This is a genomic window from Paramicrobacterium humi, assembly GCF_900105715.1.
In the GTDB taxonomy this organism is placed as follows: domain Bacteria; phylum Actinomycetota; class Actinomycetes; order Actinomycetales; family Microbacteriaceae; genus Paramicrobacterium; species Paramicrobacterium humi.
In genome coordinates, this window is sequence record NZ_FNRY01000001.1 from 32,699 (window position 1) to 59,526 (window position 26,828).

The 26,828-nt window shown below is 67.6% G+C and carries 25 protein-coding genes and 1 tRNA gene; 10 read left to right on the forward strand and 16 right to left on the reverse strand.

The window, feature by feature from the left end; translation table 11 throughout:
- Nucleotides 1–48: 48 nt before the first annotated feature.
- The 3 genes from phoH2 to BLV49_RS00225 all read right to left on the reverse strand — a co-directional run bounded on the left by phoH2 (nucleotide 49) and on the right by BLV49_RS00225 (nucleotide 3,514).
- Nucleotides 49–1,350, reverse strand: a complete 1,302-nt coding sequence (gene phoH2, locus BLV49_RS00215) for an RNA 5'-3' helicase PhoH2 (protein ID WP_091178691.1) — start codon at nucleotides 1,348–1,350, stop codon at nucleotides 49–51.
- 252 nt (nucleotides 1,351–1,602) lie between these two features.
- A complete protein-coding gene (locus tag BLV49_RS00220; RefSeq protein ID WP_091178693.1) occupies nucleotides 1,603–2,727 on the reverse strand; it encodes an aminotransferase class V-fold PLP-dependent enzyme in 1,125 nt (374 codons plus the stop codon).
- 1 nt (nucleotide 2,728) lies between these two features.
- On the reverse strand, nucleotides 2,729–3,514 hold the full coding sequence (locus tag BLV49_RS00225) for an isoprenyl transferase (protein ID WP_091178695.1): 786 nt from the start codon (nucleotides 3,512–3,514) through the stop codon (nucleotides 2,729–2,731).
- A 60-nt stretch (nucleotides 3,515–3,574) separates the two neighbouring features.
- On the opposite strand from BLV49_RS00225, the gene trhA reads away from it, so the two are divergent.
- Nucleotides 3,575–4,306 carry a PAQR family membrane homeostasis protein TrhA gene (trhA, locus tag BLV49_RS00230; protein ID WP_176980672.1) on the forward strand — a complete coding sequence of 244 codons (732 nt, stop codon included), beginning with the start codon at nucleotides 3,575–3,577 and terminating at the stop codon, nucleotides 4,304–4,306.
- Here the strand turns inward: trhA and BLV49_RS00235 are convergent.
- Nucleotides 4,297–4,545 carry a hypothetical protein gene (locus BLV49_RS00235; protein ID WP_091178696.1) on the reverse strand — a complete coding sequence of 83 codons (249 nt, stop codon included), beginning with the start codon at nucleotides 4,543–4,545 and terminating at the stop codon, nucleotides 4,297–4,299. The genes trhA and BLV49_RS00235 overlap by 10 nt on opposite strands.
- Complete coding sequence (gene mca, locus BLV49_RS00240) at nucleotides 4,542–5,414, reverse strand: mycothiol conjugate amidase Mca (protein ID WP_245723471.1); 873 nt, start codon at nucleotides 5,412–5,414, stop codon at nucleotides 4,542–4,544. The genes BLV49_RS00235 and mca overlap by 4 nt, the downstream gene beginning before the upstream one ends.
- Nucleotides 5,415–5,484: 70 nt before the next feature.
- Here mca and BLV49_RS00245 point away from each other — a divergent pair, with 70 nt between their 5' ends.
- Both BLV49_RS00245 and greA read left to right on the forward strand, forming a co-directional pair.
- Nucleotides 5,485–5,937, forward strand: coding sequence for a DUF4307 domain-containing protein (locus BLV49_RS00245; RefSeq protein ID WP_176980673.1), 453 nt, complete (start codon nucleotides 5,485–5,487; stop codon nucleotides 5,935–5,937).
- Nucleotides 5,938–6,017: 80 nt separating this feature from the next.
- Nucleotides 6,018–6,506, forward strand: a complete 489-nt coding sequence (gene greA, locus BLV49_RS00250; protein ID WP_091178699.1) for a transcription elongation factor GreA — start codon at nucleotides 6,018–6,020, stop codon at nucleotides 6,504–6,506.
- A 1-nt stretch (nucleotide 6,507) separates the two neighbouring features.
- On the opposite strand, the gene ilvA is transcribed toward greA, so the two are convergent.
- Together ilvA and BLV49_RS00260 are read right to left on the reverse strand one after the other, a co-directional pair.
- The gene (gene ilvA / locus BLV49_RS00255; protein WP_091178701.1) at nucleotides 6,508–7,740 is read right to left on the reverse strand and encodes a threonine ammonia-lyase; all 1,233 of its coding nucleotides are present in this window, start codon (nucleotides 7,738–7,740) and stop codon (nucleotides 6,508–6,510) included.
- Nucleotides 7,741–7,752: 12 nt separating this feature from the next.
- On the reverse strand, nucleotides 7,753–9,000 hold the full coding sequence (locus BLV49_RS00260) for an AI-2E family transporter (RefSeq protein WP_245723472.1): 1,248 nt from the start codon (nucleotides 8,998–9,000) through the stop codon (nucleotides 7,753–7,755).
- 84 nt (nucleotides 9,001–9,084) lie between these two features.
- On the opposite strand from BLV49_RS00260, the gene BLV49_RS00265 reads away from it, so the two are divergent.
- Entirely contained in the window at nucleotides 9,085–10,314 is a 1,230-nt protein-coding gene (locus BLV49_RS00265) for a winged helix-turn-helix domain-containing protein (protein ID WP_091178704.1), read from the forward strand.
- Nucleotides 10,315–10,424: 110 nt separating this feature from the next.
- On the forward strand, nucleotides 10,425–11,792 hold the full coding sequence (locus BLV49_RS00270) for a hypothetical protein (protein WP_091178705.1): 1,368 nt from the start codon (nucleotides 10,425–10,427) through the stop codon (nucleotides 11,790–11,792).
- Between the two features lie 60 nt (nucleotides 11,793–11,852).
- Here BLV49_RS00270 and BLV49_RS00275 read toward each other — a convergent pair whose 3' ends face one another.
- The 5 genes from BLV49_RS00275 to BLV49_RS00295 form a co-directional block, all read right to left on the reverse strand.
- Nucleotides 11,853–13,157 carry an MFS transporter gene (locus tag BLV49_RS00275; protein WP_245723473.1) on the reverse strand — a complete coding sequence of 435 codons (1,305 nt, stop codon included), beginning with the start codon at nucleotides 13,155–13,157 and terminating at the stop codon, nucleotides 11,853–11,855.
- A 74-nt stretch (nucleotides 13,158–13,231) separates the two neighbouring features.
- Nucleotides 13,232–14,131 (reverse strand): M48 family metalloprotease, encoded by a 900-nt coding sequence (locus tag BLV49_RS00280; protein ID WP_091178710.1) that lies wholly within the window; start codon nucleotides 14,129–14,131, stop codon nucleotides 13,232–13,234.
- 79 nt (nucleotides 14,132–14,210) lie between these two features.
- Nucleotides 14,211–14,777 (reverse strand): LemA family protein, encoded by a 567-nt coding sequence (locus BLV49_RS00285; protein WP_091178712.1) that lies wholly within the window; start codon nucleotides 14,775–14,777, stop codon nucleotides 14,211–14,213.
- A gap of 121 nt (nucleotides 14,778–14,898) precedes the next feature.
- The gene (locus tag BLV49_RS00290; RefSeq protein WP_091178714.1) at nucleotides 14,899–16,212 is read right to left on the reverse strand and encodes a D-arabinono-1,4-lactone oxidase; all 1,314 of its coding nucleotides are present in this window, start codon (nucleotides 16,210–16,212) and stop codon (nucleotides 14,899–14,901) included.
- On the reverse strand, nucleotides 16,209–17,459 hold the full coding sequence (locus BLV49_RS00295; RefSeq protein WP_091178716.1) for an alanine racemase: 1,251 nt from the start codon (nucleotides 17,457–17,459) through the stop codon (nucleotides 16,209–16,211). The genes BLV49_RS00290 and BLV49_RS00295 overlap by 4 nt, the downstream gene beginning before the upstream one ends.
- 218 nt (nucleotides 17,460–17,677) lie before the next feature.
- On the opposite strand from BLV49_RS00295, the gene BLV49_RS00300 reads away from it, so the two are divergent.
- Nucleotides 17,678–19,798: a hypothetical protein gene (locus BLV49_RS00300; RefSeq protein ID WP_091178718.1), complete on the forward strand. Its 2,121-nt coding sequence runs from the start codon at nucleotides 17,678–17,680 to the stop codon at nucleotides 19,796–19,798.
- A gap of 6 nt (nucleotides 19,799–19,804) precedes the next feature.
- On the opposite strand, the gene BLV49_RS00305 is transcribed toward BLV49_RS00300, so the two are convergent.
- Nucleotides 19,805–20,113, reverse strand: coding sequence for a rhodanese-like domain-containing protein (locus BLV49_RS00305; RefSeq protein ID WP_091178720.1), 309 nt, complete (start codon nucleotides 20,111–20,113; stop codon nucleotides 19,805–19,807).
- A 53-nt stretch (nucleotides 20,114–20,166) separates the two neighbouring features.
- On the opposite strand from BLV49_RS00305, the gene BLV49_RS00310 reads away from it, so the two are divergent.
- On the forward strand, nucleotides 20,167–21,828 hold the full coding sequence (locus tag BLV49_RS00310; RefSeq protein ID WP_091178722.1) for a bifunctional 3'-5' exonuclease/DNA polymerase: 1,662 nt from the start codon (nucleotides 20,167–20,169) through the stop codon (nucleotides 21,826–21,828).
- On the opposite strand, the gene BLV49_RS00315 is transcribed toward BLV49_RS00310, so the two are convergent.
- Entirely contained in the window at nucleotides 21,797–22,732 is a 936-nt protein-coding gene (locus BLV49_RS00315; RefSeq protein WP_176980674.1) for a helix-turn-helix domain-containing protein, read from the reverse strand. The genes BLV49_RS00310 and BLV49_RS00315 overlap by 32 nt on opposite strands.
- A 122-nt stretch (nucleotides 22,733–22,854) precedes the next feature.
- Between BLV49_RS00315 and BLV49_RS00320 the strand changes: the two genes are divergently transcribed.
- Together BLV49_RS00320 and BLV49_RS00325 are read left to right on the forward strand one after the other, a co-directional pair.
- The gene (locus BLV49_RS00320; RefSeq protein ID WP_091178727.1) at nucleotides 22,855–23,541 is read left to right on the forward strand and encodes an SDR family NAD(P)-dependent oxidoreductase; all 687 of its coding nucleotides are present in this window, start codon (nucleotides 22,855–22,857) and stop codon (nucleotides 23,539–23,541) included.
- Nucleotides 23,538–24,302: an NADPH-dependent F420 reductase gene (locus BLV49_RS00325; protein WP_091178729.1), complete on the forward strand. Its 765-nt coding sequence runs from the start codon at nucleotides 23,538–23,540 to the stop codon at nucleotides 24,300–24,302. Before BLV49_RS00320 ends, BLV49_RS00325 begins: the two co-directional genes overlap by 4 nt.
- Before the next feature lie 397 nt (nucleotides 24,303–24,699).
- Here BLV49_RS00325 and BLV49_RS00330 read toward each other — a convergent pair.
- Nucleotides 24,700–24,772 (reverse strand) — tRNA-Leu (locus BLV49_RS00330).
- Nucleotides 24,773–25,095: 323 nt separating this feature from the next.
- Between BLV49_RS00330 and BLV49_RS16635 the strand changes: the two genes are divergently transcribed.
- The gene (locus tag BLV49_RS16635; protein ID WP_143033913.1) at nucleotides 25,096–25,278 is read left to right on the forward strand and encodes a hypothetical protein; all 183 of its coding nucleotides are present in this window, start codon (nucleotides 25,096–25,098) and stop codon (nucleotides 25,276–25,278) included.
- Nucleotides 25,279–25,320: 42 nt separating this feature from the next.
- Here BLV49_RS16635 and BLV49_RS00335 read toward each other — a convergent pair whose 3' ends face one another.
- Nucleotides 25,321–26,811 carry an NAD(P)/FAD-dependent oxidoreductase gene (locus BLV49_RS00335; protein WP_091178731.1) on the reverse strand — a complete coding sequence of 497 codons (1,491 nt, stop codon included), beginning with the start codon at nucleotides 26,809–26,811 and terminating at the stop codon, nucleotides 25,321–25,323.
- Nucleotides 26,812–26,828: the final 17 nt, after the last annotated feature.

Below are 26,828 nucleotides of genomic sequence, written 5' to 3' on the forward strand. Positions count from 1 at the left end.
CCACAGGCGGCGGGTGCGTGCCCTTTCCGGCCCGCACCCGCCGATGTGTCAGGCGAGTTCGCTGCGCTCGAGCAAATCGGTGACGAGTGCCGCGATGGCGCTGCGCTCTGAGCGCGTGAGAGTGACGTGCCCGAACAGCTCCTGCCCCTTGAGCGTCTCGATCACCGAGGCGACGCCGTCGTGGCGACCGACCCGCAGGTTGTCGCGCTGCGCGACGTCGTGGGTGAGCACGACGCGTGAGTTCTGGCCGATGCGCGAGAGCACCGTCAGGAGCACGTTCCTCTCGAGCGACTGCGCCTCATCGACGATGACGAACGCGTCGTGGAGGGAACGGCCGCGGATGTGCGTGAGCGGGAGGACTTCGATGAGGCCCCGATCGATGACCTCGTCCATGACGTTCTGCGAGACGACGGAGCCGAGCGTGTCGAACACCGCCTGACCCCAGGGGTTCATCTTCTCGCCCTGGTCGCCGGGCAAGTAGCCGAGCTCCTGCCCGCCGACCGCGTACAGCGGACGGAACACCATGATCTTGCGGTGCATCTGGCGTTCGAGCACGGCTTCAAGACCGGCACAGAGGGCGAGCGCGGACTTCCCCGTTCCGGCTCGCCCGCCGAGCGACACGATTCCCACGTCGGGATCGAGCAGCAGGTCGATCGCGAGCCTCTGCTCGGCGGATCGGCCCCTCAGCCCGAAGACTTCGCGGTCGCCGTGCACGAGTGTGATCTCTCCCGGTCCCGTCACCCGGCCGAGCGCGCTCCCGCGATCGGACTGCAGCACGAGTCCTGTGTTGAGCGGCATGCCGTCAACAGCGGCCGACATCAGCGCGTCGTTCTCGTAGAGCTCGGCCATGTCGTCGACTCCGAGCTGCACGTGGGCGAGGCCGGTCCAACTCTCGTCGACGGCGAGCTCAGCGCGATACTCTTCGGCGGCGAGACCGATGGAGGAGGCCTTCACCCGCAGCGGCAGGTCCTTCGACACGACGGTCACGGCGAGACCGTCGTTCGAGAGGTTCTGCGCGACGGCGAGGATGCGGGAGTCGTTGTCGCCGAGCTGCAGACCGCTCGGCAGCACGGCCATGTTGCTGTGGTTCAGTTCGACGCGCAGGCTCCCGCCGTCGCCGACGGGCACCGGGAAATCGAGGCGATCGTGCTCGATGCGCAGCTCGTCGAGCAGCCGAAGAGCATGCCTGGCGAAGTAGCCGATCTCCGGATCGTGCCGCTTCTTCTCGAGCTCGCCGATGACGACGACGGGAATGACGACGGCATGCTCGGCGAAGCGGAACATCGCTCGCGGGTCAGACAGCAGCACCGAGGTGTCGAGGACATAAGTGCGCTCGGTCTGGTTCTGCACTGTTCGATCCGACGGATGCGAGTGCGGCTGCCTCTCGATCGACGGTGCGTGTGGACTGGATGCGCTGGCGGTCACGACCAACTCCCACCCCGAGCTGTTGCTCGGATCTCTCGGCAAGTCGGCCAGGGCGTCGAGTCGAACTTTCGTGGCCGACCCGATCAGGCAGGACACCTGATACCGCTGACGCTAGAGCGTGAGCGCGCATCGCGCGCTGCGCCACGCCGGAAACGACACGTGAACGTCGAGAGAACCTCAGTTGTCGTCGGGGGTGCGGTAGACGAGCAGCGCCTGGCGCAGCATCCGAATTGTCGCGTCATCGGTTCCCGCGTGCACGCTGAACCGCACGCGCCCTTGGCGGGTTGTCGCGGTGACTCCCGTGTTGTAGAGCGCGGCGCCGAGTCGCGCCGCTCCGCCCTCGCCCGGATCAACGACAACGATGCCGGACTGTTCCGCGCGTTCACGGGGTGACACGACCTCGAGCCCGCTCGCATCGAACAGCTCAATGAGCTCGCCGACGCGATCGAGGATCGCCGCCTCGATCGTGGCCTGCCCCGTCTGCCCGACCTCCTCGAGCGCCGCCGCGAGCCGGGCCTCGGCGACATAGTCAGGGCCGGAGACCGTGAACGCGCCGATCGTGCCTCGAGCGGGATCGGGAACGTGCCCCCATGGCTCGTACTCCTCGGTGCCCGTGAAGCCGGAGACCACCGGGTCGATGCGTTCGAGGGCCCAATCGCTGAACGCGAGGAACCCGGTTCCCCAGCCGGCGCGCAGCCACTTGTGTCCGCCCGTCGCGATCACGTCGGCTGCCGTGAAATCTGCAGTGACGGCCCCGACGCCTTGGATGCCGTCGACGATGAGCAGACGGTCGCCGATCGCCTCCCTGATGGCCGTCAAGTCGGCGCGGTATCCCGTGCGGGGGTCGACGAGCGCTACGACCACGGCGCTCACGTCGTCGGTGAGGGACTGCGCGATGTCCCCGGCCGTGACGCGCCCGTCCACTCCGTCGAGCCAACTCAGCTCGAGCTCCCGACGCAGCTGGGTCGAGCGCACGGCGGCGACGGTCATGCTCGGGAACTCGCCCCGGGAGAGCAGCAGCCGCCCGCGCAGCCCGAAGATCGCCTGCACGAGTCCCATGCTCGTGTTGGGTTGCGCCGTGACGTTCTCCGGTTCGAAGCCGGTGAGAGCGGCGACGGCCTGGGCGAGCCGGTCACCGTTCGTCATGATTCGCGCTCGCGCGCCGAACCGCATCCGGCTGAGTCCGTCGTATGCCGCTCGCAGCTCTTCGACGACGGTCTGCGAGACGGGTCCGACAGCGGCGAAGTCGAGGTAGCCGGGCTCCTCGAGGAACCCCGCCCTGAAGCCGTCGATCGTCGCCATGTCAGCCGCCGAACCGGCGGTTCCGTCCGGCGTAGTCGCGCAGCGCGCGCAGGAAGTCGACCTCGCGCAGATCGGGGCCGAGCGCTTCCACGAAGTAGAACTCGCTGTGCGCGCTCTGCCACAGCATGAAGTCGCTGAGCCGTTGTTCGCCTGACGTGCGAATGACGAGGTCGGGGTCCGGCTGTCCGCCGGTGTAGAGGTGGGCGCCGATCAGGTCGGGCGTCAGCAGCTCCGACAGTTCATCGAGGCTCCCGCCGTCGCGGATGTGCTCGGCGACGATCTCGCGCATGGCGTCGACGATCTCAGTGCGGCCGCCGTAGCCGACGGCGAGGTTGATGTGCAGGCCCTTCTTGCCGGCGGTGCGCTGCTCGGCCGCGGCGAGAATGGCTGACAGGTGCTCGGGCAGGCTCGCTGAGCTGCCGACGTGCTTGACGCGCCAGTCACGGAATCGGGAGAGGTCGTCGGCGAGGTCGGCGATGATCTCGATGAGATCTCCGAGCTCGTCGCTCGCGCGGTTCGAGAGGTTGTCGCTTGAGAGCAGGTAGAGGGTGACGACGTCGATGCCGAGATCGTCGCACCAGGTGAGGAACTCGCGCATCTTCGCCGCGCCCGCCCGGTGCCCGTGAGCGACGGTCTCGTAGCCGAGCTGCCTGGCCCAGCGCCGGTTGCCGTCGATGATCATCGCCACGTGGTGCGGCATCATCTCGGGCGTGAGACCCCGTCGGATGCGCTTCTGGTACAGGTTGTACAGGATGCCGCGCCCGATGGTGTCCGTGCGGTTCTTCACACCGATACGTTAGTGCACGGCCGAGGCGCGTTCACAGCGACGCTGACGTAATCTTGCAGAATGGACCCGTCCCAGTCGCCCGCCTCCCTCGAGAACATGCGGTCCGAGCTTCCCAGCGTCCCCCTGATCGAGGACGCCGCGCAGCACGTCGCCGAAGTGAAGCCGCGCTGGCGCGGATGGATCCACGCGGGCACGTTCCCTGTCGCCGTCGCGGCGGGAATCGTGCTGATCACCCTCGCCCACGGCGCCGCCGCGACGTGGGCGTGCGTCGTGTTCATGGCTTCGTCGCTGCTGCTGTTCGGCATCTCGGCGCTCTACCACCGCATCCCGTGGAAGCCGGCGACGAAGATGATCTTCCGCAGGCTCGACCACGCGAACATCTTCCTGCTCATCGCGGGCACCTATACGCCGATCGCGGTCATCGCGCTGCCGCCGAGCAAGGGCATCCTGCTACTCGTCATCGTGTGGGCGGGCGCCCTGCTCGGCATCGGCTTCCGCGTGTTCTGGACGGGGGCGCCGCGCTGGCTCTATGTTCCCCTGTACGTCGCGCTCGGCTGGGCCGCGCTTGCCTACATCGTCGACATCGCGCACGCGAACCTCGCGACGATGGTCCTCGTGCTCGCGGGCGGACTGCTGTACACCGCGGGGGCTGCGGTCTACGGCTTCAAGCGGCCGAATCCGTGGCCGGGGAGCTTCGGATTCCACGAGATCTTCCACGTGTGCACGGTCCTCGCGTTCCTGTGCCACTGGACGGGCATCCTGCTCCTCGCGCTCAAACCGCTCTACCCCTGAGGCTCGTCGCCGTCCTTCTTCTCCCGCTCCTGCTCGGCGTCGAGCTCCGCGTTCACTTGCGCGCGATAGTTCACCCGGCGGACGCGGCGAACCATGTCGAAGATCAGCAGCACGACGACGAGCGCGAGCACGAAGATCGCCACGAACCCGATGACGCCGGGCGTCACGGTGTTCGGGTCGAAGCTGCCGGTCGGCGTGGGCGTGGGAGTCGCTGCCTCAAGAACGGCGAGCAGGGTCATTCGGTGTCCTCAATTCCGGCGAAGAAGTCGTGGGGGTCCTCGGGGGCGTCGACGCGGCTGCGTGCGAGTTCGTAGTCCTCATACGGCCAGGCGGAGCGCTGCAGGTCGTTCGACCAGAAGAAGAACGCGCTGTCGGGCGCCACTTGGGAGGCATGCGCGCGCAGCGCCGCATCGCGCACTTCGAAGAAGTCGCCGCACGGAATGTGCGTCGTCGAGCGGTCTTCCTGATCCTGCCGCCAGCTGAGCATCTCTCCGAGCCGCTCGGCGAGCGGGTCCTCGGGCGCCGTCTCGAGCAGCTTGTCGTAGTTCGCCTTCATGCGGGGGTAGTTGAAGATGTGGTCGTAGTACAGCTTCGACACCGCCCACGGTTCGCCGGCGTCCGGGTACCGCTTGGGATCGGCCGCGGCCTCGAACGCCTCGACCGACACCTGATGGCAGCGGATGTGGTCCGGGTGCGGGTAGCCGCCGTTCTCGTCGTAGGTGAGCACGACATGCGGCCGGAATTCACGAAGCACGCGCACGAGCACCCCCGCCGAGACCTCGAGCGGGATGGACGCGAACGAGTTGTGCGGGAACGTCCCGTCCTCGCGCGCCATCCCGGAGTCGTGGTAGCCGAGCCACCGGTGCCGCACGCCGAGCACCTCCTGCGCGGCGGCCATCTCCCGGCGCCGAAGCCCGGGCATATCCCGATCCGCCATCGCCTTCGCTTCAGCGGCGAGCGACTCATTCAGGATCTCGCCGCCCTCACCGCCCGTACAGCTGACGACCATGACGTCGACGCCGCGCGAGCGGTAGTACGCCATGGTCGCCGAGCCTTTCGACGACTCGTCGTCGGGGTGCGCGTGCACGGCCAGGAGGCGGTAAGTCACGGGGCCTGCTTTCAGGATGGAACCAATAGTCTTAGTCCAGAGTAATCGCAGGGGAAGTATTGGGCAGGGAATGAGCGACCGTCGGGATTCGATGCAGACGGATGCCGCGACGGCGAATGCTTCGACCACGGCCGCGGCCCTCGACGCCCGCTACGGCCGCACTCCCGGCGACCGAGCCCGCCTGAAGGTGCTGCTGTGGTCGCTCGGCTCGTTCTTCGTCCTCGTCTTCGCGGCCTGGGTGATCTGGGGAGGTCTCCTCGCCCCTGCGGCGCAGCTCGACGCGCGCGACATCGCCCACACGATCGTGAGCGATCAGGAGGTCGAGGTCACCTACCAGCTCACGATCGATCCGGGCACGCGCAGCTACTGCGCACTGCAGGCGCAAGACGAGCAGCACTCGATCATCGGCTGGAAGGTCGTCGAGATCCCGGCATCCAGCACCCGCACGAGGCAGTTCACCGACTCTGTCCGCACTGTCGATCTCGCTACGACAGGTTTGATTTACCGCTGCTGGCAGGCTTAGGATTCTCTGATACCCACCGAGGTGGGTGAGATCATCGCGCCCTGACGCAGGTCAGGGCGTCTTCATGCTAGGAGTTCCCAATGACTGATGCAACGCAGGTCACATTCCTCACGCAGGAGGCGTACGACCGCCTCCAGGCCGAACTCGAACACCTTTCGACGGTCGGCCGTGACGAGATCGCCAAGCGCATCGAAGCGGCGCGTGAAGAAGGTGACCTCAAGGAGAACGGCGGCTACCACGCCGCTAAGGACGAGCAGGGCAAGCAGGAGGCGCGCATCCGCACGCTGACCGAGCTGCTGCGCAACGCGACAGTGAGCGAAGCGCCCGAGGTCGACGGCACCGTCAAGCCGGGCACCGTCATCAGCGCCGTCGTCGCGGGCGGGGACGAGAAGTTCCTTCTCGGCAGCCGCGAGATCGCGGGCGAGTCCGATCTCGACGTGTACAGCGAGCAGAGCCCGCTCGGTGCGGCGATCATCGGCCTGAAGGTCGGCGACAAGACGAGCTACGAGGCGCCGAACGGCAAGCAGATCAAGGTGGAGATCACCGGGGTCGAGGCCTACACGGGCTGAGTCAGCCCTCTACGATCGCGGGGTCGTACCCGGCCGAACGCAGCGTCTCCACGACGGCCTGCTTGTGGTCGGGGCCCCGCGTTTCCACGCTCAGGTCGATCATGACCTCGCTGATCTGCATGCCCTGGCCGTGCCGCGTGTGCAGAACCTCCACGACGTTCGCACTCGCTCGCGCGAGCAGCTCCGCGATGCGCGCGAGCTGGCCCGGGCGGTCCGGCAGCGGGATCCTCAGGGTCATGTACCGGTCCGCGGCGGCGAGGCCGTGCGCGACGACGCGCTGCATGAGCAGCGGGTCGATGTTTCCTCCGGAGAGGATCGCGACGGTAGGACCGTCCGTCGTGACGCGGCCCTCGATGATCGCGGCGACGCTCACCGCCCCCGCAGGCTCCACGACGAGCTTGGCGCGCTCGAGCAGCAGCAGCAGCGCCTTCGCGATCTCGTCCTCGCTCACCGTGACGATCTCGTCGACGAGCTGCTCGATGAGCTCGAAGTTCAGCTGACCGGGCCGGCTGACGGCGATGCCGTCGGCGATCGTGGGCTGGATCTCCACGTCGAGCGGATGCCCGGCGGCGAGCGACGGCGGATAGGCCGCCGCGTTCGCCGACTGCACGCCGACGATGCGAATCGACCGGCCCTCCAGCGCGGCCTTCTGCTTGGCCGCGGCGGCGACGCCGGCGATGAGCCCTCCCCCGCCGATCGGAACGACGATCGTGGCGACATCCGGAACGTCATCGAGGATCTCGAGGCCGAGCGTTCCCTGGCCGGTCACGACGTCGATGTGCTCGAAGGGCGGGATGAGCACGGCGCCCGTCTCCTCGGCGTACTCGGCCGCGGCGCGCAGCGGCTCGGTCACCGTGTGGCCGCGCAGCACGACGTCGGCTCCGTAACGGCGTGTGGCTTGCAGCTTCGGCAGCGGAACACCCACGGGCATGAAGATCGTGGCCTTGATGCCGAGCTCGCGCGCCGCGAACGCGACACCCTGCGCGTGATTCCCCGCGGATGCCGCGACGACACCGCGCGCGCGCTCCTCCTCGGTGAGCTGGGCGAGGCGGTTGTAGGCGCCGCGGATCTTGTATGAGCCGGTTCGCTGCAGGTTCTCGCACTTGAGATACACGGGCTGACCGAGCAGTTCGGCGAGGTACCGGGAGCTCTCCATGGGCGTGTGCCGCGCAGCCTTCGAGACGAGTTCGCGAGCACGTTCGATCGACTCGAGCGACGGGATGTTCTGCGCCATTGACTGTTTTCCTTACTCTGGATCAGGGGTCGCGTGCGAGCGGCGCCGGCCGGGCTGCGCGGGAACCGTGCGCCAGATCGTGTCGCCCGCGTACGGCGCGGTCGGGTCCCGCCACGCGCCCGTCAGGATGTAGCCGATCACGACGTTGAGCACGGCCGCGATCGGCACGGCGAACAGCGCCCCGGGGATGCCGGCGAGCATCGACCCCGCGGCGACGACGAGCACGACTCCGAGCGGATGAACCTTGACTGCCGTCCCCATGAGAAGCGGCTGCAGGATGTGCCCCTCGATCTGCTGCACGAGCAGAACGACGCCCAGCATGATGACGGCGATGATCGGGCCGTTGTAGACGAGGGCTATGAACACGGCGAGGGTCCCGGTCAGGATCGCGCCGACGATGGGGATGAACGATCCCAGGAACACGAGAACGGCGATGGGGATCGCAAGCGGAACGCCGAGCAGAAACGCACCGAGGCCGATGCCGAGGGCGTCGATCGAGGCGACGAGGATCTGCGTGCGGGCGAAATTCTCAAGCGTGGTCCAGCCGGCGCGACCGGCACCGTCGACAGCGGCGCGCGCACGCCGCGGAACGAACGTGAGCAGCCATTTCCAGATGTTGGGCCCGTCGAGAAGGATGAACACGAGCGAGAACAGGGCGAGCAGGATGCCGGCGAGCAGATGCCCGAATGTGCTTCCGATCGAGAGGGCGCCGGAGAGAATCGCGCTCGTGTCGTCCTGCACGCTGCGCACCACATCGTCGATGATGTTCCCGAGCTGCGAGTCCGTGACGTGCAGCGGCGAGTGCAGGAGGAACTCCTTGAACTGCGCGTAGGACTCCATGGTGCGTTGACGCACTTCCCCCGCCTGCCGGCTGACCTGCCACACGACGAGCCAGACGAGCGCGGCGACGATGGCGATCGTCGTGAGCATCGCGGTGACAACGGCGAGCGCCTTCGGCCAGCGGTGACGTTGCAGGAATCCGACGAACGGCAGCACGAGAGCCGAGACGAGAACCGCGATGAGAAGCGGGATGATGATGAGGCGCAGCTGCACGATGAGGAAGAGCACGATCGCGAACGCCGCTGCGATGACGATGAGCCGCCAGCTCCACGCCGCGGCGATGCGAACGCCCGGCGTGACCGTGTCGGCGACTTCGTCGGAGTCCATGTGCTCTCGCGGCTCAGGGACAGGCTGCGCGGCGGTACGCACGCGATCGCCGAACAGTCGCGCCCACCAGCCGGGCCTGCGGGATTCCGTCACGCACGACAGTCTATGGCGCGGGACTTCGCGTCACGGCATACGTTCCTCGCCGCAGTGTCGGGGACCCTTGCTACCGTCATACGGATGCCATCGACGATATCCGCGGCCGTCGCGCGCCGCATCGCCCTCGCCGCCCAGGGATTCACCCGGCCACGGCCGGCGACCGTCGGCACGCGCCAGTTCGGGCTCGTGATCGACCGGCTCGGGGTGCTGCAGATCGACTCCGTGAATGTCTTCGAACGCAGTCACTATCTGCCCGTTCTCGCCCGAGTCGGTCCCTACGACAAGTCGGCTCTCGACGCTCTGACGCACGGCGGCAAAGGACCGTTCATTGAGTGGTGGGGCCACGAGGCGACGTTCATGCGCCGGGACCAGCTGCCGATGTGGCGGTGGAAGATGAAGCGGATCCGCGAGCGGGATCTCGGGAACCCCGACTCGTGGGCGAACCAGAATCTGCCTCTGCTGCAGTGGCTGCGTGACGAGCTGGCATCGACCGGGCCGATCGTGTCGAGCGCGATCGAGCACGACGCCAATCACTCCCGCGCCGGCTGGTGGGAATGGTCAGCCGTCAAGCGCGGACTCGAGACTCTGTTTCGCTGGGGCGATGTCGTCAGCGCGGGACGCACGACGTCGTTCGAGCGGCGCTACGCGCTGCCGGAGCAGGTCCTGCCGACGGCGCTTCTCGACGAGGAGCCGGACGCCGCGGACGCTGCCCGCGCACTCGTTGCACACGCGGCATCCGCGACGGGCATCGCAACTGCATCGGACCTCGCCGACTACTACCGGCTCCCCGCCGACATCACGCGAGCGGCCGTCCGGGAGCTCGCTGACGAGGGTGTGCTCGAACCCGTGAGCGTCGCAGGCTGGGGCGCCGAGGGTCGCCCGGCGCCGGCGTGGCTGCATTCCGGTGCGCGTCGCCCGCGCACGGTAGATGCGGCCGCGCTGCTCTCGCCGTTCGATCCGGTCGTCTGGACGCGTGCCCGCGCGGAGCGCATGTTCGGCTTTCGCTATCGGATCGAGATCTACACGCCGCGGCACAAACGCGTGCACGGGTACTACGTCCTGCCGGTTCTCGTCGGCGATCGCCTTGTCGCGCGGCTGGATCTCAAGAACGACCGCCAAGCGGGAGTGCTGCGCGTGCAATCGGCGTGGCGCGAGCCGGAGGCGCCGCCTGAGTCGGTCGAGCGGATCGCGTCTCTGCTGGAGCACACGGCGGACTGGCAGGGCTCGGGCACGATCAGCGTCGGCGCTCGCGGGGACCTGGCAGATGAACTCGCGGGTGTTCTCCGCGCGGAGCGCCACGAGTCACGATAACCGCCGCCCGGCCATGGCATGGGCATGGGCAGTTCTCCCCGATGCCAACTCCCCCGGTCATTGGTAACTTCTCCAACATCACATTCGTTTTGAAGGAGACGTGACACAGCATGGCAACGGACGAGAACGCACCGGGCGCTCAGGGACGGAACCCGGACGAGAACGCGGACGGTGCCGCGCAACCCAACAGCGAGCAGGGAACGGCGCCCCAGGGCGACCAGAACGCGTACACGCCCCAGGCGCCACAGGACCAGCCCCAGTGGCAGCCGGAGAACCAGCAGTACGCGCAGACGCAGCAATACCCGCAGGGGCAGCAGTACGCGCAGACGCAGCAGTACGCGCAGACGCAGCAGTTCCCGCAGGGCCAGCAGTATCCGCAGGGCCCGCAGTTCCCGCAGGGTCAGCAGTTCCCGCAGGGAGCGCAGTACCCCCAAGGGCAGCAGCAGCCGTATCCAGCGGGCGCATATCCGGCCGGTGCGTACGGTCAGAAGCCCGCAAAGGCGCCGAACCCGAACACGAAGAAGTTCATCCTGATCGGCGCGATCGCCGCGGGCGTCGTCGTACTCCTGATCGTCGCCGCCGTTGTGATCAACGTGGTCAACGGCTCCCAGTACGGTCCGCAGGCCGTCGTCCAGAAGTATCTGTCAACGATCTCCGCGGGCAAGGCGAGCGAAGCGAACAAGCTCGTGAAGCCGGGCGTCAAGGACGAGCAGGCCGTGCTCCTGACCGACAAGGTGCTGAAGAACGCGGATTCGCGCATGACGAACCCCAAGATCACTCGCACCGACCGCAACGGCGACAGCGCTCGCGTGAGCTTCGCTTACTCCCTCGACGGCACGAACTACGACGGCAGCCTCACGCTCAGCAACCAGGGCAAGCAGGCGGTCTTCTTCGACGACTGGGTGATCGACAAGCCCCTCACGGTCGACCTCGGCGTGTGGCTCTCTGATGGGACGCAGGCAACCGTGAACGGCGTGAACGCCGATTTCGGCGAGAACGGCGCGCTGCCGGTGTACCCGGCCACCTACGAGATCGGCGCGCCTGCGAGTGACTGGTTCGAAGCCGAGAGCCAGACGATCGTCGCTGCGACCGGGTCGAAGGCGAGCTACGACTACGCCGAGATCGACCTCGCGCCGACGCAGGCGCTCACCGACGAAGTGCAGAAGCAGCTCAACGCGATGCTCGACGAGTGCGCGAAGGAGACGACGCAGGAGATCGACGACACGTGCGACATGACCGAGCGCTACTGGGATGTCGCGGAGTACAAGAGCTTCAAGCGCCAGATCATCCAGTACCCGACGGTCGAGGTCGATGATTCCGGCCGCAGCTTCGACACGACGGGCGGGAAGTACAAGTTCGAGGTCACGGGCACCGGCTACGACGACAAGCCCGTGAGCGGAACCACGGACTACGAGCCGTACGGCTACTACGGCGACATCACGATCGACGGCGACAAGGTCGTTCTCGAGTACTGGTAGAAAGCCGCTGAACCCTTTGCAGAGCAGGGGCCGGTCTTCGGATCGGCCCCTGCTCTCGTCTTATCGGGCGCCCCTCACAGCGAACACGCTGAGCGCGCCGGCCAGCGACGCGACAGCGGCTACCGTGAACAGCAGAGTGAAGCCTCCCGTCGCCGCGACGAGCCCGGCACCGAGCAGCGGCGACAGCAGTTGAGGGGCGGATGCCGCGACGGTGACGATTCCGAGATCCTTCGCGTGGTCCTCTTCCGCTGGCAGCACGTCGGCGGCGAGGGCGAGGCCAACGGCGCTGAAACCGCCGTAGCCGATTCCGAGGAGCGCGGCAGCGATCATCGCGGTGCCGAGCGAAGGCCATCCAGCAAGCAGCAACGCCGACGCCGTCTGAAAGACTGCGGCGATCGCGACGAAGACCTTCCGTCGCGCAAGCCTGTCCGAGAGCCAGCCGCCGGCGAAGGAGGCCGCGACGACGAAGACCGTATAGACGGCGATGAGCACGAACAGGTCGATTTCCGCGTTCGAGTCGTCGATGCCGTACATGAGGAAGAACAGCAGCAGCGCCGTCCCGAGTGCGTTGCCGATGTTCACGAGCACGCGCCCGACGATGACCCACGCGAAGTCGGGATGGGCCAGCGGGTTGACCCACAGGCGCGACAGAAGGCGTCGCACGCCGGTGGACTCTGCCATGCCCAGCGGTGCGGGTTCGTCGGGGAGAAGCGCGGCGGTCGGCAGGCCGAGCACGAGTATCGCGACCGCGAGGACCAGGTAGCCCTGCTGCACAGTGAGGGCGAAGCCGATGACGACGCCGACCCCGACGATGATGCCCACGGCTTGCGTTGCGCCGATGACGGCGGAGGCGGTCCCCCGCTGCGCGGCCGGCAGCTGATCCGCGACGAGTGCTGTGTACGCGGCGGAGGCGACCGCGATGCCTGCCGAGACGCCGACCCACATCACCGCGACGCCGACGACGGTGTGCTGCAGCCCGAGAACCGCCGTCGACACGGCCGTCACGACGATGCCGCCGGCCATCCACGGGCGGCGACGGCCGAAGCGCGATCGCGTACGGTCGGAGAGAGTGCCCGCGAGAGGACCGGCGATGATCGCGGCGACGCCGCCGAGAGCGAAGACGAGGCCGGAGTAGACGACGCCGAGTACCCAGCCGTCAGCGCCATCCGGCGTGTTGAGCTGCAGCGGCAGAAGCAACTGCGTCGGGGTGAGCTGCACGGTCCACAAGCACAGCCAGGCGACAGCGAACGGCGCGAACCAGGTTGCGCCGGCGCGGGACGGCTCGACAGCATCCGTCGCCAACCGGGCAGCCGCCGGTGATGCCGTGGGCACGCGCGCTGGTATGCGGCGCTCGGTTCTGCGCACTCGTTGGCCGCCCTTCATCGGATTCACCGATGCTATGGCTCGCCTCGGACGGGGTCAACGACCTCGTTCGGGTGTTAGAAGCCGCCGCCCATCGTGCGCAGACGCTCAACCCGGTCGGGGATCGGCGGGTGCGTGCTCATGAGCCGCTGGGCCATGCCCGGCTTCTTGGCCGGATCGTTGATCCACAAGTGCGCCATCGAGGAGTTCTGCCGCCGCATCGGCCGAGCGTATTCATCGAGCTTGAGCAGAGCGCTCGCGAGGGCGTCGGGGTGCCGGGTCGTGAGCGCGCCGGTCGCATCGGCGAGGTACTCGCGCTGACGCGAGACCGCGAGCTGCACGAGCGTCGCGACAAGCGGCGCGATGAGCATCGCGACGATGCCGAAGATCATGATCACCGGGTTGCCGCCACCTCCGCCGCCGCGCTCGTTGCCGCGGTTGCCGCCGCCGAACCACATCATCCGCAGGAAGAGGTCGGCGATCATTCCGATGGCCACGACGAGGCCGAAGACGATCATGTTGACGCGGATGTCGTAGTTGCGCACGTGCCCGAGCTCGTGCGCCATGACGCCTTCGAGCTCGGAATCGGTCATGATGTCGAGCAGCCCGGTCGTAGCCGCGACCGACGCATGCTCGGGGTCGCGTCCCGTCGCGAACGCGTTCGGGGCCGGATCGTCGATGATGTAGACCTTCGGCATCGGTGAGCCGGTCGTGATGCTGAGGTTCTCCACGATGCGGTACAGGCGCGGGTTGTCCGACTTCTGGATCTGCCGGCCGCCGCTGATCGCGATGGCCTGGCTCGATGCGGCGAAGTACTGGATCAGGGCGTATCCGGCCGCGACGACGAGAACGACGACGGTGATGGTCCAGCTGTTGTACACATAGCCCGCGAGCAGTCCGAGCCCGCCGATGATGAGCAGGAAGACCGCGATGATCACGACCGTGTTGATCTTGTTCTTGCGGATGGCCCGGTACATCAGTGCCCTTTCTCAGGCGCGGGTTGCGGCGTAGCGGCATGGGCACGGGCGAGGTGCCCGTGCCGCGTCGTTCGTGCGCTTAGAACTGCACGCGCGGCGGTTCCGAGATCGCTGCCGTGTTGGCGACCTCGAAGAACTCGCGCTGCTCGAATCCGAGGTTCTTCGCGAACAGGTTGTTGGGGAAGACGCGGATCTTCGTGTTCAGCTCGCGCACGCCGCCGTTGTAGAAGCGGCGGGAGGCCTGGATCTTGTCTTCCGTGTCGACGAGCTCGCCCTGCAGCTGCAGATAGTTCTGGCTCGCCTGCAGCTGCGGGTAGGCCTCGGCGACAGCGAAGATCGACTTCAGCGCCTGCTGCATGTGGTTCTCGGCCACCGACGCCTCGGCCGGGCCCTGCGCGCTCAGCGTCTCGGCACGGGCCTTTGTCACGTTCTCGAAGACGGCCTTCTCGTGCGCGGCGTAGCCCTTGACGCTCTCGATCAGGTTCGGAATGAGGTCGGCTCGGCGCTTGAGCTGCACGGTGATGTCGCTCCACGCCTCGTCGACTCGAACACCGAGCGTGACGAGCGAGTTGTACGTCGCCCACAGGTAGATACCGATGATGACGACGAGCGCCACCACGATGAGGACCGGAATGAGCCATTCCATTGCTGAATTCTCCCTCTGCTGTGCGTCGGGCCCGCCAGCGGGCCGCGCCCTCAGTCTATGGCGCGCGGCCTGCGCGTGAACTGCGAAACAGGGCCCAAAGACCCTGATTCAGGTGGCTTTCTCAGCCTCCGAGCACGCGCTGCAGGTAGGCGTTGCGGAACAGGCGCGCGGGGTCGAGGCGGTCGCGCACGGCCACGAAATCGTCAAAGCGCGGGTATAGGGCGCGCAGCGCGCCGGCGTCGCGCCAGTGCATCTTGCCCCAGTGCGGCCGGCCGTCATTGGCGATCATGATCTCCTCGACGGCTCGGAAGTACGCAGTCGGGTCCTCCCCGACGTACCGATGCACGGCGATGTAACAGGTCTCGCGCCCCGTCGCGGTCGACAGCCACAGGTCGTCGGATGCCGCGAATCGCACTTCGATCGGGAACGAGATGTTCCAGCCCGCGCTCACGATCAGCCGGCGCACCTCGTCGATGACTACGGCCGCGCGATCGGCGGGGATCGCGTACTCCATCTCTCGGAAGCGCACCGTGCGCTTTGTCGTGAACACGCGAGAGGACTGGTCGGTGAACTCCCGGTTTCCCGTGAGCTTCTCCGCCATCCGGTTGACGCGCGGCACGATCGAAGGGATCCGCCGGCCGAGACCGCACGTGATGCGATACAGCCCGTTCGACAGCAGAGTGTCGTCGACCCAGCGCTTCGCGGGCGGCAGCGGTCGCCGCGCGGCGCCCGGCGGCATCCGCGTGTTCGTCTTCGTGAGCGCGGTCTGCGTGTGCGGGAACCAGTAGAACTCGAAGTGGTCGGCGTTCTCGACGCGCTGCCCGAGGCTCGCGAGCACGTCGTCGAGCGGCTCCGGCCGTTCGAGCGCGTGCATGTCGAACGCGGGAACGCAGCGCAGGGTGACGTCGACGAGGATGCCGAGGGCGCCGAGGCCGAGGGCCACGGCGGGCAGGAGCTCGGCGTTGTCGTTCTCGTCGACGTGCAGCAGCTCACCGGTCCCCGTGACGAGCGTCGCGCCCGCCACTTGCGCGGCGATGCCGCGGAAGCGTGCGCCCGTGCCGTGGGTTCCCGTTGAGATCGCGCCCGCGATCGACTGGCTGTCGATGTCGCCGAGGTTCTCCATGGCGAGCCCGTGCCGGGCGATGAGCCGCGGAATCGCCGAGAGCCGTGTGCCCGCCGAGAGGGTGACGAGGCCGCGGTCCTCGTCGACGGCGACGACGCCCGAGAGCTCGTCGAGGTCAAGCAGGACGCCGTCGGCGACGGCGATGCCCGTGAAGCTGTGGCCTGCGCCGACGGCCTTGATCGGAATGCCGGCCCCTGCCGCGGCTGCGACGGCCCGCTGCACCGCGCCGGCGCTCTTGGGCCGCTCCACGCGGAGGGGCGTCGCCTTCTCCGTGCGGCCCCAGTTCTGCCAGGTCTCGCCACTGGAGATCACAGGAACATCCTCCCCTCACCGCGGTACGTGGGCACCCGATCGACGATCGCGTCCCCGTCGACGACGGCGAAGTCCGCGAGCCGCTCGCTGAGCTCACCCGACTTGGCGTGCCGCAGCCACACGCGGTCGCCGATGCGCAGCCGCGTCGCGTTCTCGCCCATGAGAGGCGTCTGCACCTCCCCCGCCATCTCACGCGGCGCCATCCGCAAGTCGCGGGGCCACTCGACCCGCGGCAGCCGGTCGGGCGCCGCAGGGCCCGAGGCGACCCAGCCGCCGCCGAGCATGGTGACGGCGTCGGGCCGGGGCTTGCGCACGACGGGAAGCGCGAACGACGCGGCCGGCGCGGGAGCGAAGGCGCTGTAGTCGTCGAAAAGGTGCCCCGCGAGAAGGCCGCTTCCCGCGGCGATCTCCGTGACGGAGTCGTCGTGCGCGGTGCTCTCGATCGAGCCTGTGCCGCCGCCGTTGACGAAACGCAGATCCGCGATCTCACGGACCAGCCGTACCGCCTCGCCGCGACGCTCGGCCACATCGGCTCGCGAACGCCGCTGGAACCAGCGCACCGTCGCGTTCTTTCCCGCCTGCCCGGGAACGCGGTCGGGAACTCCCGCGATCTGCGCCTCGTACGCCATCATGCCGACAAGCTCGAACCCGGGTCGCGCGAGAATGTGCTCGGCGAAGGCGCGAGCGTCATGCGGCTCGCGGAGCGGCGAGCGCCACACCCCGAGCCGGCCGAGCGGGAGCGGGCCCGCCCAGGCCGCGTCGATCTCGAGGCACACGCGGATGCTCGCGCGGCCTTTGGGCGGCACCACGGCGTCGATGAAGTCGAGGTGCTCTGGGCTGTCCACCATGAGCGTGACCCGGGAAGCGAGGGATTCGGATGCCGCGAGCCGCGTGATCGCCGCCCTGTCCACGCTCGGGTACCCGACGACGACGTCGTCGACTGTCTCGGCGAGCCAGAGCGCCTCGGGCAGCGTGAAGGCCAGCACTCCGGCGAAGCCGGGCAGCGCGAGAGCGGCATCCATCACCGAACGGATCCGAACGGACTTCGTCGCTAGCCGGATCGGCGTGCCCGCCGCCCGCCGGATCATGTCGTGGGCATTGAAGCGCAGTGCGCCGAGATGCAGCACTCCGAACGGCGGTTCCTCGTCGGCTGTCGCGGCGTCGAGCTTTGGCCAGAACCCGGCGGGGTCCCGCCACGGGGCCGGGTTCTCGACAGGCTCATCACCGGCCATCAGGGAAATCGCCATCGTCTGCCTCCTGCTTTCGTAGATGACGATATCGGCAATGCCCGCACGCGCTCGCGCGACACCTGCGTTTCGGCTGAGAGAGGTGTCACAAACCGCCGCGCCCGCTTGACATCCCCCACCAGCTCCCGCTGAATGGATGTGAAGTGGGGCGGGCTTTCTCAAACACAGCAACGACGATCTGGCCGGGCGTTTCGGCGAGGTCCTCCTCGCGTTGGCTCGTGCTCGCCGCGGCTGCCGCGATAGCCCTGGCGCTCCCGTTCGCGTCCGCGAGCGGCGCACAGGCCGCCGAGCCGGCACCGGCGGCGGGGTCGCAATCAGCCGTCGCGGCACCCAATGACGACGCAGCTCCGAAGGACACCACGACGCCGGGACAGAGCGTCTCGCCGACGCCGCCGCCGACTACCACTCCCCCCGCTCCCACGCTGACGATCACGTCCCCGCCGCCCGAGGCGCTCGTGAAGCAGTCGAGCGTGACCGTCACGGGCGCCGGGGCGACGCCCGGCGCGAAAGTGCACGTGCAGCGGGATCAGAACGGCAGCGAGCCGTGCGTCACAACGGCGAGCGCCGACGGCACGTTCTCCTGTCGGATCACCGTGTACAGCGGCGACGACGTCACGGTCGAGGCGCAGGAACTCGGCGCCGACACAGGAGCGAGCGTGACCTTCGATGTGCTCACCCCTGCGACCCTGACCCACACGGGAACGCTCCTGACCAACGGCCGGATCGCGGGCAGCGCATTTCCCGGCGCGACCGTGACGGTGACGGCTGCTTCCGGCACGCTCTGCACCGCAACGGCGGAGGACTCGGGAGCCTGGTTCTGCACGATCACCGGCCGGGACGGCGCCCATTCGGCGACAGTGACCCAGAGCACATCGTGGGGCAGCGTGACGGGATCTCCCGTCAGTCTCGTTCTGGACACCGTCGCGCCCGCTCGACCGGTCATCACGGGGCCCTCCGAGGGCACGCGGCTTCCGCTCTCGGGTGCGACCTTCTCCGGTTCGGCAGACACCGGGTCGAAGGTCATCGTCTTCGCCGGCTCTCAGACTCTCTGCACGGCTGTCGCGAAGAACGGCTCCTGGTCGTGCTCAGCCGGCGCCCTCGCGAAACCCGGGAACCACACGATCGTGGCGGGAGCATGGGACGCTGCCGGGAACGCGAGCGGCGACAGCGTCGCGCTTCGCTACCCCTTCGGCTCCGCGTCGCTCGCGCCGACCACACCGGGGACCACGCAGCCGTCGCAGACCGAGCACGGCACGGTCTCACCCGATACGCCGGGCCCGGAAGAGACGACGCCGGGGCACACGAAGGATGAGCAGTCGTCTGCCCCGCCGTCGATCGCCGCTCCTCCGGCCGGACCCGGTGCGCCGGGCCCGTGGGAGCACGCTACCCCGTTCTCCCACGCTCTGCCGGCGGCGCTCGGCGCTGACGCGCTCGCGGGCTGGCTGCGCGCCCTGGCTCTCGCCCTTCTCACCGTGCTGCTCATCCTCGTGCCGGCGCGGCTGCTCGCCGGCACGCTGACTACGCGACGCTCGCGCACGGCGAAGCCGGCACTCACAGGCCGCAACCGATCCGCCCGGGAGTTCGAGACGTCGCTCAACCTCGGTGTGCCGGGGCGCCTCGCGATGACCGCCGTCGGCGTCGTCGCGGCCGGCGCGCTGACGATCTTCGCGAATCCGGTGGACGGCCAGCCCGCCTATCTCCGGCTTCTCCTCGCCTCGTGCATCGCCGTCGGGATCGTCAACGTCGTCGGGGCGTGGGTTCCGCGCATCCTCGTGCACGCGTGGCAGTGCGGCTTCGCCGAAGTGCGGTTCAATCCGCGCTGGCTTCTCGTCGTCGGCGCGGCCGTCGTCGTGTCGCGCGCGTTCGACCTTCACCCGGCGCTGCTTTTCGCCCTCGTGACGACCGTGCGAGTGCCGTCGGTGCTCTCCGATGCGCTGCGAGCCCGACTGGCGCTGTGCCGCATGGGCGGAGTATTCGCGGTGGGCGTCCTCGCGTGGCTCATCGCCTCGCTCGTCCCGCGCGGCGGCGGGTTCGTCACGCAGCTGCTCGTCGAGACGGCGAACATCACAGCACTTGTGGGCATCGGCTCGGCCGCGATAATGATGGTGCCGCTCGGCCGACTGAGCGGGCGAGCGGTCTTCGCGCGATCACGGCTCGTCTGGACGGCATCCGTGCTCGCGATCCTCACCGCGCTCTTCGTCATGCTCGGTCCGAGCATCGCGGACTGGCGGGCCACCGGCAACGTGCTCGCGGCTCTCGCCCTCACCCTCGGCTTCGCAGCCATCGGGTTCTCGGTATGGCTGTGGAAGCGCTACGTGCAGCCGCGGCTCACCGTGTGAGCGGCGTCACTCGCTGACAACGGGAAGTCCGGCACCCTGCCAGGCCTCGATACCGCCCACGACGTTGACCGCCGACACGCCCTTCTGCTCAAGGTACTGCGTCACTCGCGCGCTCCGACCGCCGGAGTGGCACAGGATGTACAGCTCTTCCGCCTCGGGCAGCTCGTGCTCGCGCTGCATGAACTCCGAGAGGGGAATGTGCACGGCGCCCTCGACGTGTCGGCTCGCCCACTCGTCGGCCTCGCGCACGTCGATGATGGGGGCCTCGCCCGCTTCACGTCGGGCGGCAAGATCGGTCACAGAGATGTCGTTCATGCGCCCATCCTGCCACCGCCGCCTGTGTCGCCCGTGCACGGGAGAATAGACGCGTGCACATCGTCCTTGATCACGCGGCCGCGGGGCCGGCGGTTCGCCTGACGATCACCGACGACGCCGGTCGCCCGAGCGACGACCGCACGGTCGCCGTTGACGAGCTGCCCGCCACGGTCGCCGCGCTCGAGGAGGAGCACCCCCGATGGGTGTTCGCGCGCACAGCGGAGTGGTATCCGCGGCTTCTCGCGAGCGGCATCCGATTCGCGAAGAGCCACGACCTCTCCCTGTGCCGCACCATCCTGCGCCGCTCGACGGGGACAGCGGGAACCGCGTTGCACGGCGCACCTCGTGATGGCTGGGACGAGCCCGTCGTCGCTCCCGCGGCCGCTGATGTCGGACTGTTCGAGTGGGATGAGCGGCCGGCCGTTCGTTTGGATCCGGTGGCGGAGCTCCAGCGGCAGCTCGAGACGGTGGCCGCGTCGAGTTCACCGGGCAGACTGAGCCGCCTTCTCGCGGCCGAATCGTGCGGCGCGATGATCGCCTGCGAGATCCGTGCGGACGGACTGCCGTGGCGCCGCGACGTGCACGAACGACTTCTCAGCGAAGCGCTCGGACCGCGTCCGCGCTTCGGCGGACGACCGGCGAAGCTCGAGCGGCTGGTCGAGCAGGTGCGCGAGAAGCTCGCCGCGCCCCGGCTCAATCCCGATTCCCAGCCTGAACTGCTTCGTGCGCTCCGCAACGCCGGGGTGACCGTGAACTCGACCAGCAAGTGGGCGCTTCGCGAGATCGAGCATCCGGCGATTGCGCCGCTGCTCGAATACAAGTCGCTGTCGCGGCTCCTGAGCGCGAACGGCTGGGCATGGCTCGACGAGTGGGTGCACGAGGGCCGCTTCCGCCCCGAGTACGTGGTCGCAGGCGTCGTCACGGGACGCTGGGCGAGCAGCGGCGGCGGTGCGCTTCAGCTTCCGGCGCAAGTGCGGCCCGCCGTGGTCGCCGACGAGGGCTGGACGTTCATCGTCGCGGACGCCGCACAGCTGGAGCCGCGCATCGTCGCGGCGATGGCCGGCGACCGCGCGATGGCGCGGGCCGGGCAGGGCGCGGATCTCTACCAGGGCCTCGTGGACGCCGGCACGGTCGACACTCGCAAGCACGCGAAGGTTGCGATGCTCGGCGCACTGTACGGTGCAACGACCGGGGAGAGCGCGCGCCTCATGCCGCGCCTCGTGCGGGCGTACCCGCGTGCGACGGGACTCGTTGAAGCGGCGGCGAGAGCGGGAGAGCGCGGAGACCAGGTCACCACATGGCTCGGTCGCAGTTCGCCGCTTCCGGCAGAGGAGTGGCGTGCCTTCCAACGCGTCTCCGCGCAGCCCGACGCGACGGCCGCGCAAGAGCGTGCCGCGCGGGCGCAGGCCCGCGACTGGGGTCGGTTCACGCGCAATTTCGTCGCTCAAGGCACAGCCGCCGAGTGGGCGCTGTGCTGGCTGGCCGAGCTGAGGCACCGCTTGAACGCCCTCCCCGACTCGGACGGGCGCCCGCACCTCGTGTACTTTCTGCACGACGAGGTCGTCGTGCATTCACCGCTCGCTCTGGCGGACCAAGTCGCTCGCGCGGTTCAGGATGCAGCGGATGCCGCGGGCCGCGGCCTGTTCGGCGACTTTCCCATCGACTTCCCGTTGGGCGTTGCGATCACGTCGTGCTACGCGGATGCGAAGCCGTGATCGGTTCCTCCGGATCGGCTGCCGGGCGGGAAGCGGACGCCGTGATCGTCGTTCCGATGCTCGCGTGTTCTGCCGCACCTTTGGGATCGATCGAAGAACCTGCCGCTCGTGAGTCGTTCCCCTCTCGGGCGTAATAGACAACGACCTTGATTCGCTCTGTTCCGTTGATGCGTAGTTGTTCACGAGTGAAGGCACGTTCACCAAACTGGGGGTGAGTAAGTGTGACGTTTGCACCTCGTTGCGCGCGGACGTCATGTCGGGCCCAGAGGTGACGGAAGTATGAGCTCTCGCGGCTGAGGTCATTGATGAGCTGGAGGAAGTGGGGGTCATCGGTATTATTGCCGATCGTGTGCCGCAGGCTCGCCGTGAGGCATGCCGCGGCCATCTCCCAGTCCGGATGCAATGCTCGCTCGCTCTCGTCGAGAAACAGATCCCGCATCTGATTCCGTCCGGGACTCAGGTGAGGATTGAGCGCTTGGGCTGATGGGTTTGAAGCGAGGATATTGAAGTATTCATCTTCGATGAATGCTGGCTGGTCGAGCGCGCCAATGAGATTGAGCACGCTTACCGGGATTTCTTCCTGCGGTGGATCTGCGGGAGGGCGGGGCGCGTCGGACGCTAGGGACTTCAGATGCGTCATGTGGTCGTTGTCGAGCTGGAGCGCGTGACCGAGCGCATCGAGAACTCGGGCGGAGGGGTTCCGGTCCTTACCCCGTTCAAGCCGAAGATAATAGTCGGCGCTGATCCCGGCAAGCATGGCAAGTTCCTCGCGGCGCAGTCCTGGCACACGCCGTACACCGTTGACGCTTACACCCGCTTGCTGCGGTGTCAACAGGCCGCGACGCGCCTGCAAGTATGCACCAAGCGGATTCGCGCGTTCTCTCTCGATCTGCGGCACAAGCATGCCGGTGTCGTTCAGAGGGGGTGCTTGCAGGACCCGGGTTGATGCCGGTCCTGGTTGCACATGAATGGCACTCATACTCTTGTGAACACCCGCTAGAGAAGAGGTATTTCAAGGAGGTTGTTGTGGGTATTGCGCTTATCACCGGAGCGAACAAAGGTATTGGTTTTGAGACTGCGCGCCAGCTCGTGGATCTGGGACACGTCGTGTATCTCGGGGCACGGAACGTGGTCCGCGGTGCGGATGCGGCTACTGCGATCGGCGCACGGCACGTCCAACTCGATGTGACCGACGATGATTCGGTCGCGCAGGCACTTCGCACGATAGCTGATGCCGAGACGCGTCTTGACATCCTCGTGAACAACGCCGGTGTCCAAGAGTTCGACTCTGCAGATGGACCGTTGGCTATGCGCGCGTTCGATACCAATGCCGTCGGTGTAGTACGCGTCACCGAGGCTGCACTTCCCCTACTGCGCAAGTCCGCTCAAGCTACGGTGGTGACCGTCTCGAGTAGTGCTGGATCGTTCTGGGCAGTCACGAATCCCGCACGACCCGAGTTTCATCTCACGAACGCCGTGTACGCAGCGTCGAAAGCCGCAGCAACCATGCTGACGCTGCAGTACGCGAAGGCCAATCCGCAGATGCGCATCAACGCGATTGAACCGGGGTATACCGCGACCGACATGACGGCAGGATTTGAAGGCGGACGTCCCGTCCAAGACAGCGCCAGAGCGGTGGTGCGGCTGGCAACACTCGGCGCCGCCGGACCTACGGGAACCCTTCGTGATGAGGCTGGGGAGCTGAGCTGGTGACAACGATCGGTGTACTGGGTGCGGGGCAAGCCGGAGCGACTTTCGCGCGTGCTGCCGTCGGGGCAGGTTACGACATCGTCATCGCGAACTCGCGCGGACCGCATACTCTGCGCTCCTTGATCGAGGATCTGGGTTCGCGTGCGCGAGCCGGCACCGCCGCAGAAGCAGCCGCCGCCGCGGACGTGGCATTCCTGGCCTTCCCATACTCACCATCACACGAACTACCTGCGCAGGAACTCGCCGGAAAAATTGTGATCGATAACAACAATTACATGGCGTGGCGCGACGGGAACTTCCCTGAGGTCGATAGCGGCGCAGCCACGATCCAGGAGCTGCGTCAGCGACAGCTGCCTTGCGCCAAGATTGTGAAGGCTTTCAGCCATATTCAATTTCACGAACGTATCCCTGCCCGCGTGCCCGACGAACGCATCGCCGCTCTCCTGCGACTCGCGCGGCCACGCGGTGACGCAGACAGGAAGGCACTCATCGTCTCCAGCGACTATCCCGACGCTGTCGCTTTCGTCACCCGACTCTACGACGATCTCGGGTTCGACACGGTTGATAACAGCCCGCTCGCCGAATCCTGGCGCAGCGCCCCTGGAACTCCGATGTGGGCCGCATCCGTCGATGGGCAAAGCCGAGACGAGCTCGTTCAAAACCTGCGACGGGCAGACATTCTGTCGCCGCCACGTCGCCGGCGCCCCGGCCTTCCACCGCACCGCTCGCACCATCGCTGCCCGATCGAAAACCGGACTTCCTGACGTGCTCGCGGGAGACTGCGCCCCTGTCTTCTGACAGGTCTTCCTCCTCATGACCAGCATCTGGCTGCTCACCGACAGCGGCGTGCCGCTGTCCACCGGGCGCCTCACAGCCGCCTTCCCGCTCGACGCCTTCGCCATCCCGGTAATCATGGGATAGTCGGCCGCGACTTTCGGGCGCTGGCGGCGGCCGCGCTCACCTGCCATTGGGTCTATGCCGGCATAGGAGCACAGATGCTGGCGGCAACGAGTACGGAGAGGCGCTATGCTCCGTTCCTCGGGGTCTACCGTTACGAGGCGTTCGCCGCCTCAGACGATCGGGCACGGCCGAGCACGAACTCGCGTTCCTTGCCGCGCCGCTCACTGAGGGCGGCGCGGCTGACGTCTGAACAGCGTGCGGTGCCCCCACTGGGATTCGAACCCAGACTGAAGCGATTTTAAGTCGCCTGCCTCTGCCGTTGGGCTATGGGGGCCCTTCCCCACTTTAGAGGAGCGCGTGGCGGCATCCGGTTCAGGGAGAAAGGATTCCATCACCTCCGGGCATACGCTGGCAATCATGACCGGGCTTCCGGCGCACGCCGCATCTTTCGGCCGCTTCGACCGGCGACTGCTTGCTCCGATAACCCTTGGGACGATCCTGACGTAGCCCAGGTGGGCAACTGCTCGCCCTGCTCGCACTGTCCGCGCCCATTTTCGGCACCCCGCAAGAGCGCGTGAGCCTCGCAGTGCAAAACACGCTCTACCACCAGCCGCCGAGGCGTCGATCGGCACCGCGTCTGGCCAGCTGTCCACATTCATGTATATCGCGGCGATGCTGGCTTCTGCGGCACACGGCGCGTTCTTCCGGCCTCGCGCGAATATGGTGGGGCTGCACGACCTCGCCATTGTGAAGACCGTCGCCGTGATTCTTCTGCTTGCCCTGTCGGTCGCCGACCGCTCACTGCCACGGATTGACCGCGCGGTGCGCGAGCGGCGTTAACGGCAGAAGGCCCACCATCGGGCGGGCCTTCTGCACGGGAGACTAATTGCTTGCCGCCGCCTTCTCAGCGGCCGGCTTCGCAGCCGTCTTCGAAGCGGGCTTCTTGGCGGGCGTCTTCTTCGCGGGAGCCTTCTTGGCCGGAGCCTTGTCGGACTTCGCGGCGGGGGTGCTCGCGGCGGGCGTCTCGGCCGGCTTCTCAGCCGCCGGTGCCGGCGGCTTCGGACGAGCGGCGAACTCCTCGAACGCGGCACGCGGATGCTGGACGGCCGAGAGCGACACGATGTCGCGGCCGAGGAAGAAGTTGTTCACCCAGCCGCCGAAGACGCGGAGCTTGCGCTCCCAGCTCGGCATGGCGAGCCCGTGGTAACCGCGGTGCGCAACCCAAGCCGGGAAGCCCTTGATGGCGAGCTTGCCGGACTGGAAGACACCGATGCCGATGCCGAGGCCGGCGACGGCGCCGAGGTTCTTGTGGAAGTACTCCTTCGGCAGCTCTCCGCGGAGGACGGCCACGATGTTCTTGGCGAGAAGCTTGCCCTGGCGGACGGCGTGCTGAGCGTTGGGAACGCAGAAGCCGCCGACGCCGCCTCCGGTCAGGTCGGGCACGCGGGAAACGTCACCGGCAGCCCAGGCGCCTTCGATCGGCTCCTCGTCGGTTCCGACGCGAAGGTCGGCGCGGGTCATCACGCGACCGCGCTCTTCGATCGGCAGGTCGGTGTTGCGGACGATCTGCGGGTTCGCCATGACACCGGCGGTCCAGACGATGAGGTCGGACTCGAACTTCTCGCCCGTGGACAGCTCGATGTTGCCGTCGACGCACGACGCGAACTGCGTGTCGAGGTGCACGAGCGCCCCGCGGTTCGCGAGGTTCTTGAGAACCCAGTGGCTGGTCTCGAGCGAGACCTCGGGCATGATGCGGCTCATCGCCTCGACGAGGTGGAAGTGGATGTCGTCGAAGCTCAGCTGCGGGTAGTACTTCAGCAGCGAGCTCGCGAACGAGCGCAGCTCGGCGAAGACCTCGATGCCGGCGAAGCCGCCGCCGACGACGACGAAGGTCAGCAGGCGGTCGCGCTCGGGTCCGGCAGGGAGGCCGGCGGCCTTCGCGAAGTTGTCGAGCATGCGGTCGCGGATCGCGACGGCCTCTTCGACGGTCTTGAGTCCGATGCCCTGGTCGGCGAGGCCGGGGATCGGGAAGGTGCGGGACACGGCGCCGGCGGTCACGACGACCTGGTCGTACGACATCTCGTACGGCTCGCCGATCTCGGGCGACACCGTCACCTTCTTCTCGGCGTGGTTTATGTACGTGACCTTCGCGGTGATGACCTCGGTGCGCTTGAGGTGACGACGCTGCGAGACCACGGCGTGGCGAGGCTCGATCGACCCCGCGGCGATCTCGGGAAGGAACGGCTGGTACGTCATGTACGGAAGCGGGTCGATGATCGTGACCTCGGCCTCGCCGGGTCGCAGATGCTTTTCGAGCTTCCATGCGGTGTAGAAACCGGCGTAGCCGCCGCCGACAATGAGAATCTTGGGCACGGTGAAATTTTCTCCTA

What these genes read in the sequence shown, in the direction of transcription:
- BLV49_RS00220 (WP_091178693.1), bottom strand. Translation starts at nt 2,727, where the DNA reads ATGGCGACGATCGACGGCTTCAGGGCGGGGTTCCTCGAGGAGCCCGGC.
- trhA (WP_176980672.1), top strand. Translation starts at nt 3,575, where the DNA reads ATGGACCCGTCCCAGTCGCCCGCCTCCCTCGAGAACATGCGGTCCGAG.
- BLV49_RS00235 (WP_091178696.1), bottom strand. Translation starts at nt 4,545, where the DNA reads ATGACCCTGCTCGCCGTTCTTGAGGCAGCGACTCCCACGCCCACGCCG.
- BLV49_RS00245 (WP_176980673.1), top strand. Translation starts at nt 5,485, where the DNA reads ATGAGCGACCGTCGGGATTCGATGCAGACGGATGCCGCGACGGCGAAT.
- greA (WP_091178699.1), top strand. Translation starts at nt 6,018, where the DNA reads ATGACTGATGCAACGCAGGTCACATTCCTCACGCAGGAGGCGTACGAC.
- ilvA (WP_091178701.1), bottom strand. Translation starts at nt 7,740, where the DNA reads ATGGCGCAGAACATCCCGTCGCTCGAGTCGATCGAACGTGCTCGCGAA.
- BLV49_RS00265 (WP_091178704.1), top strand. Translation starts at nt 9,085, where the DNA reads ATGCCATCGACGATATCCGCGGCCGTCGCGCGCCGCATCGCCCTCGCC.
- BLV49_RS00270 (WP_091178705.1), top strand. Translation starts at nt 10,425, where the DNA reads ATGGCAACGGACGAGAACGCACCGGGCGCTCAGGGACGGAACCCGGAC.
- BLV49_RS00280 (WP_091178710.1), bottom strand. Translation starts at nt 14,131, where the DNA reads ATGTACCGGGCCATCCGCAAGAACAAGATCAACACGGTCGTGATCATC.
- BLV49_RS00285 (WP_091178712.1), bottom strand. Translation starts at nt 14,777, where the DNA reads ATGGAATGGCTCATTCCGGTCCTCATCGTGGTGGCGCTCGTCGTCATC.
- BLV49_RS00295 (WP_091178716.1), bottom strand. Translation starts at nt 17,459, where the DNA reads ATGGCGATTTCCCTGATGGCCGGTGATGAGCCTGTCGAGAACCCGGCC.
- BLV49_RS00305 (WP_091178720.1), bottom strand. Translation starts at nt 20,113, where the DNA reads ATGAACGACATCTCTGTGACCGATCTTGCCGCCCGACGTGAAGCGGGC.
- BLV49_RS00315 (WP_176980674.1), bottom strand. Translation starts at nt 22,732, where the DNA reads ATGCTTGTGCCGCAGATCGAGAGAGAACGCGCGAATCCGCTTGGTGCA.
- BLV49_RS16635 (WP_143033913.1), top strand. Translation starts at nt 25,096, where the DNA reads ATGTATATCGCGGCGATGCTGGCTTCTGCGGCACACGGCGCGTTCTTC.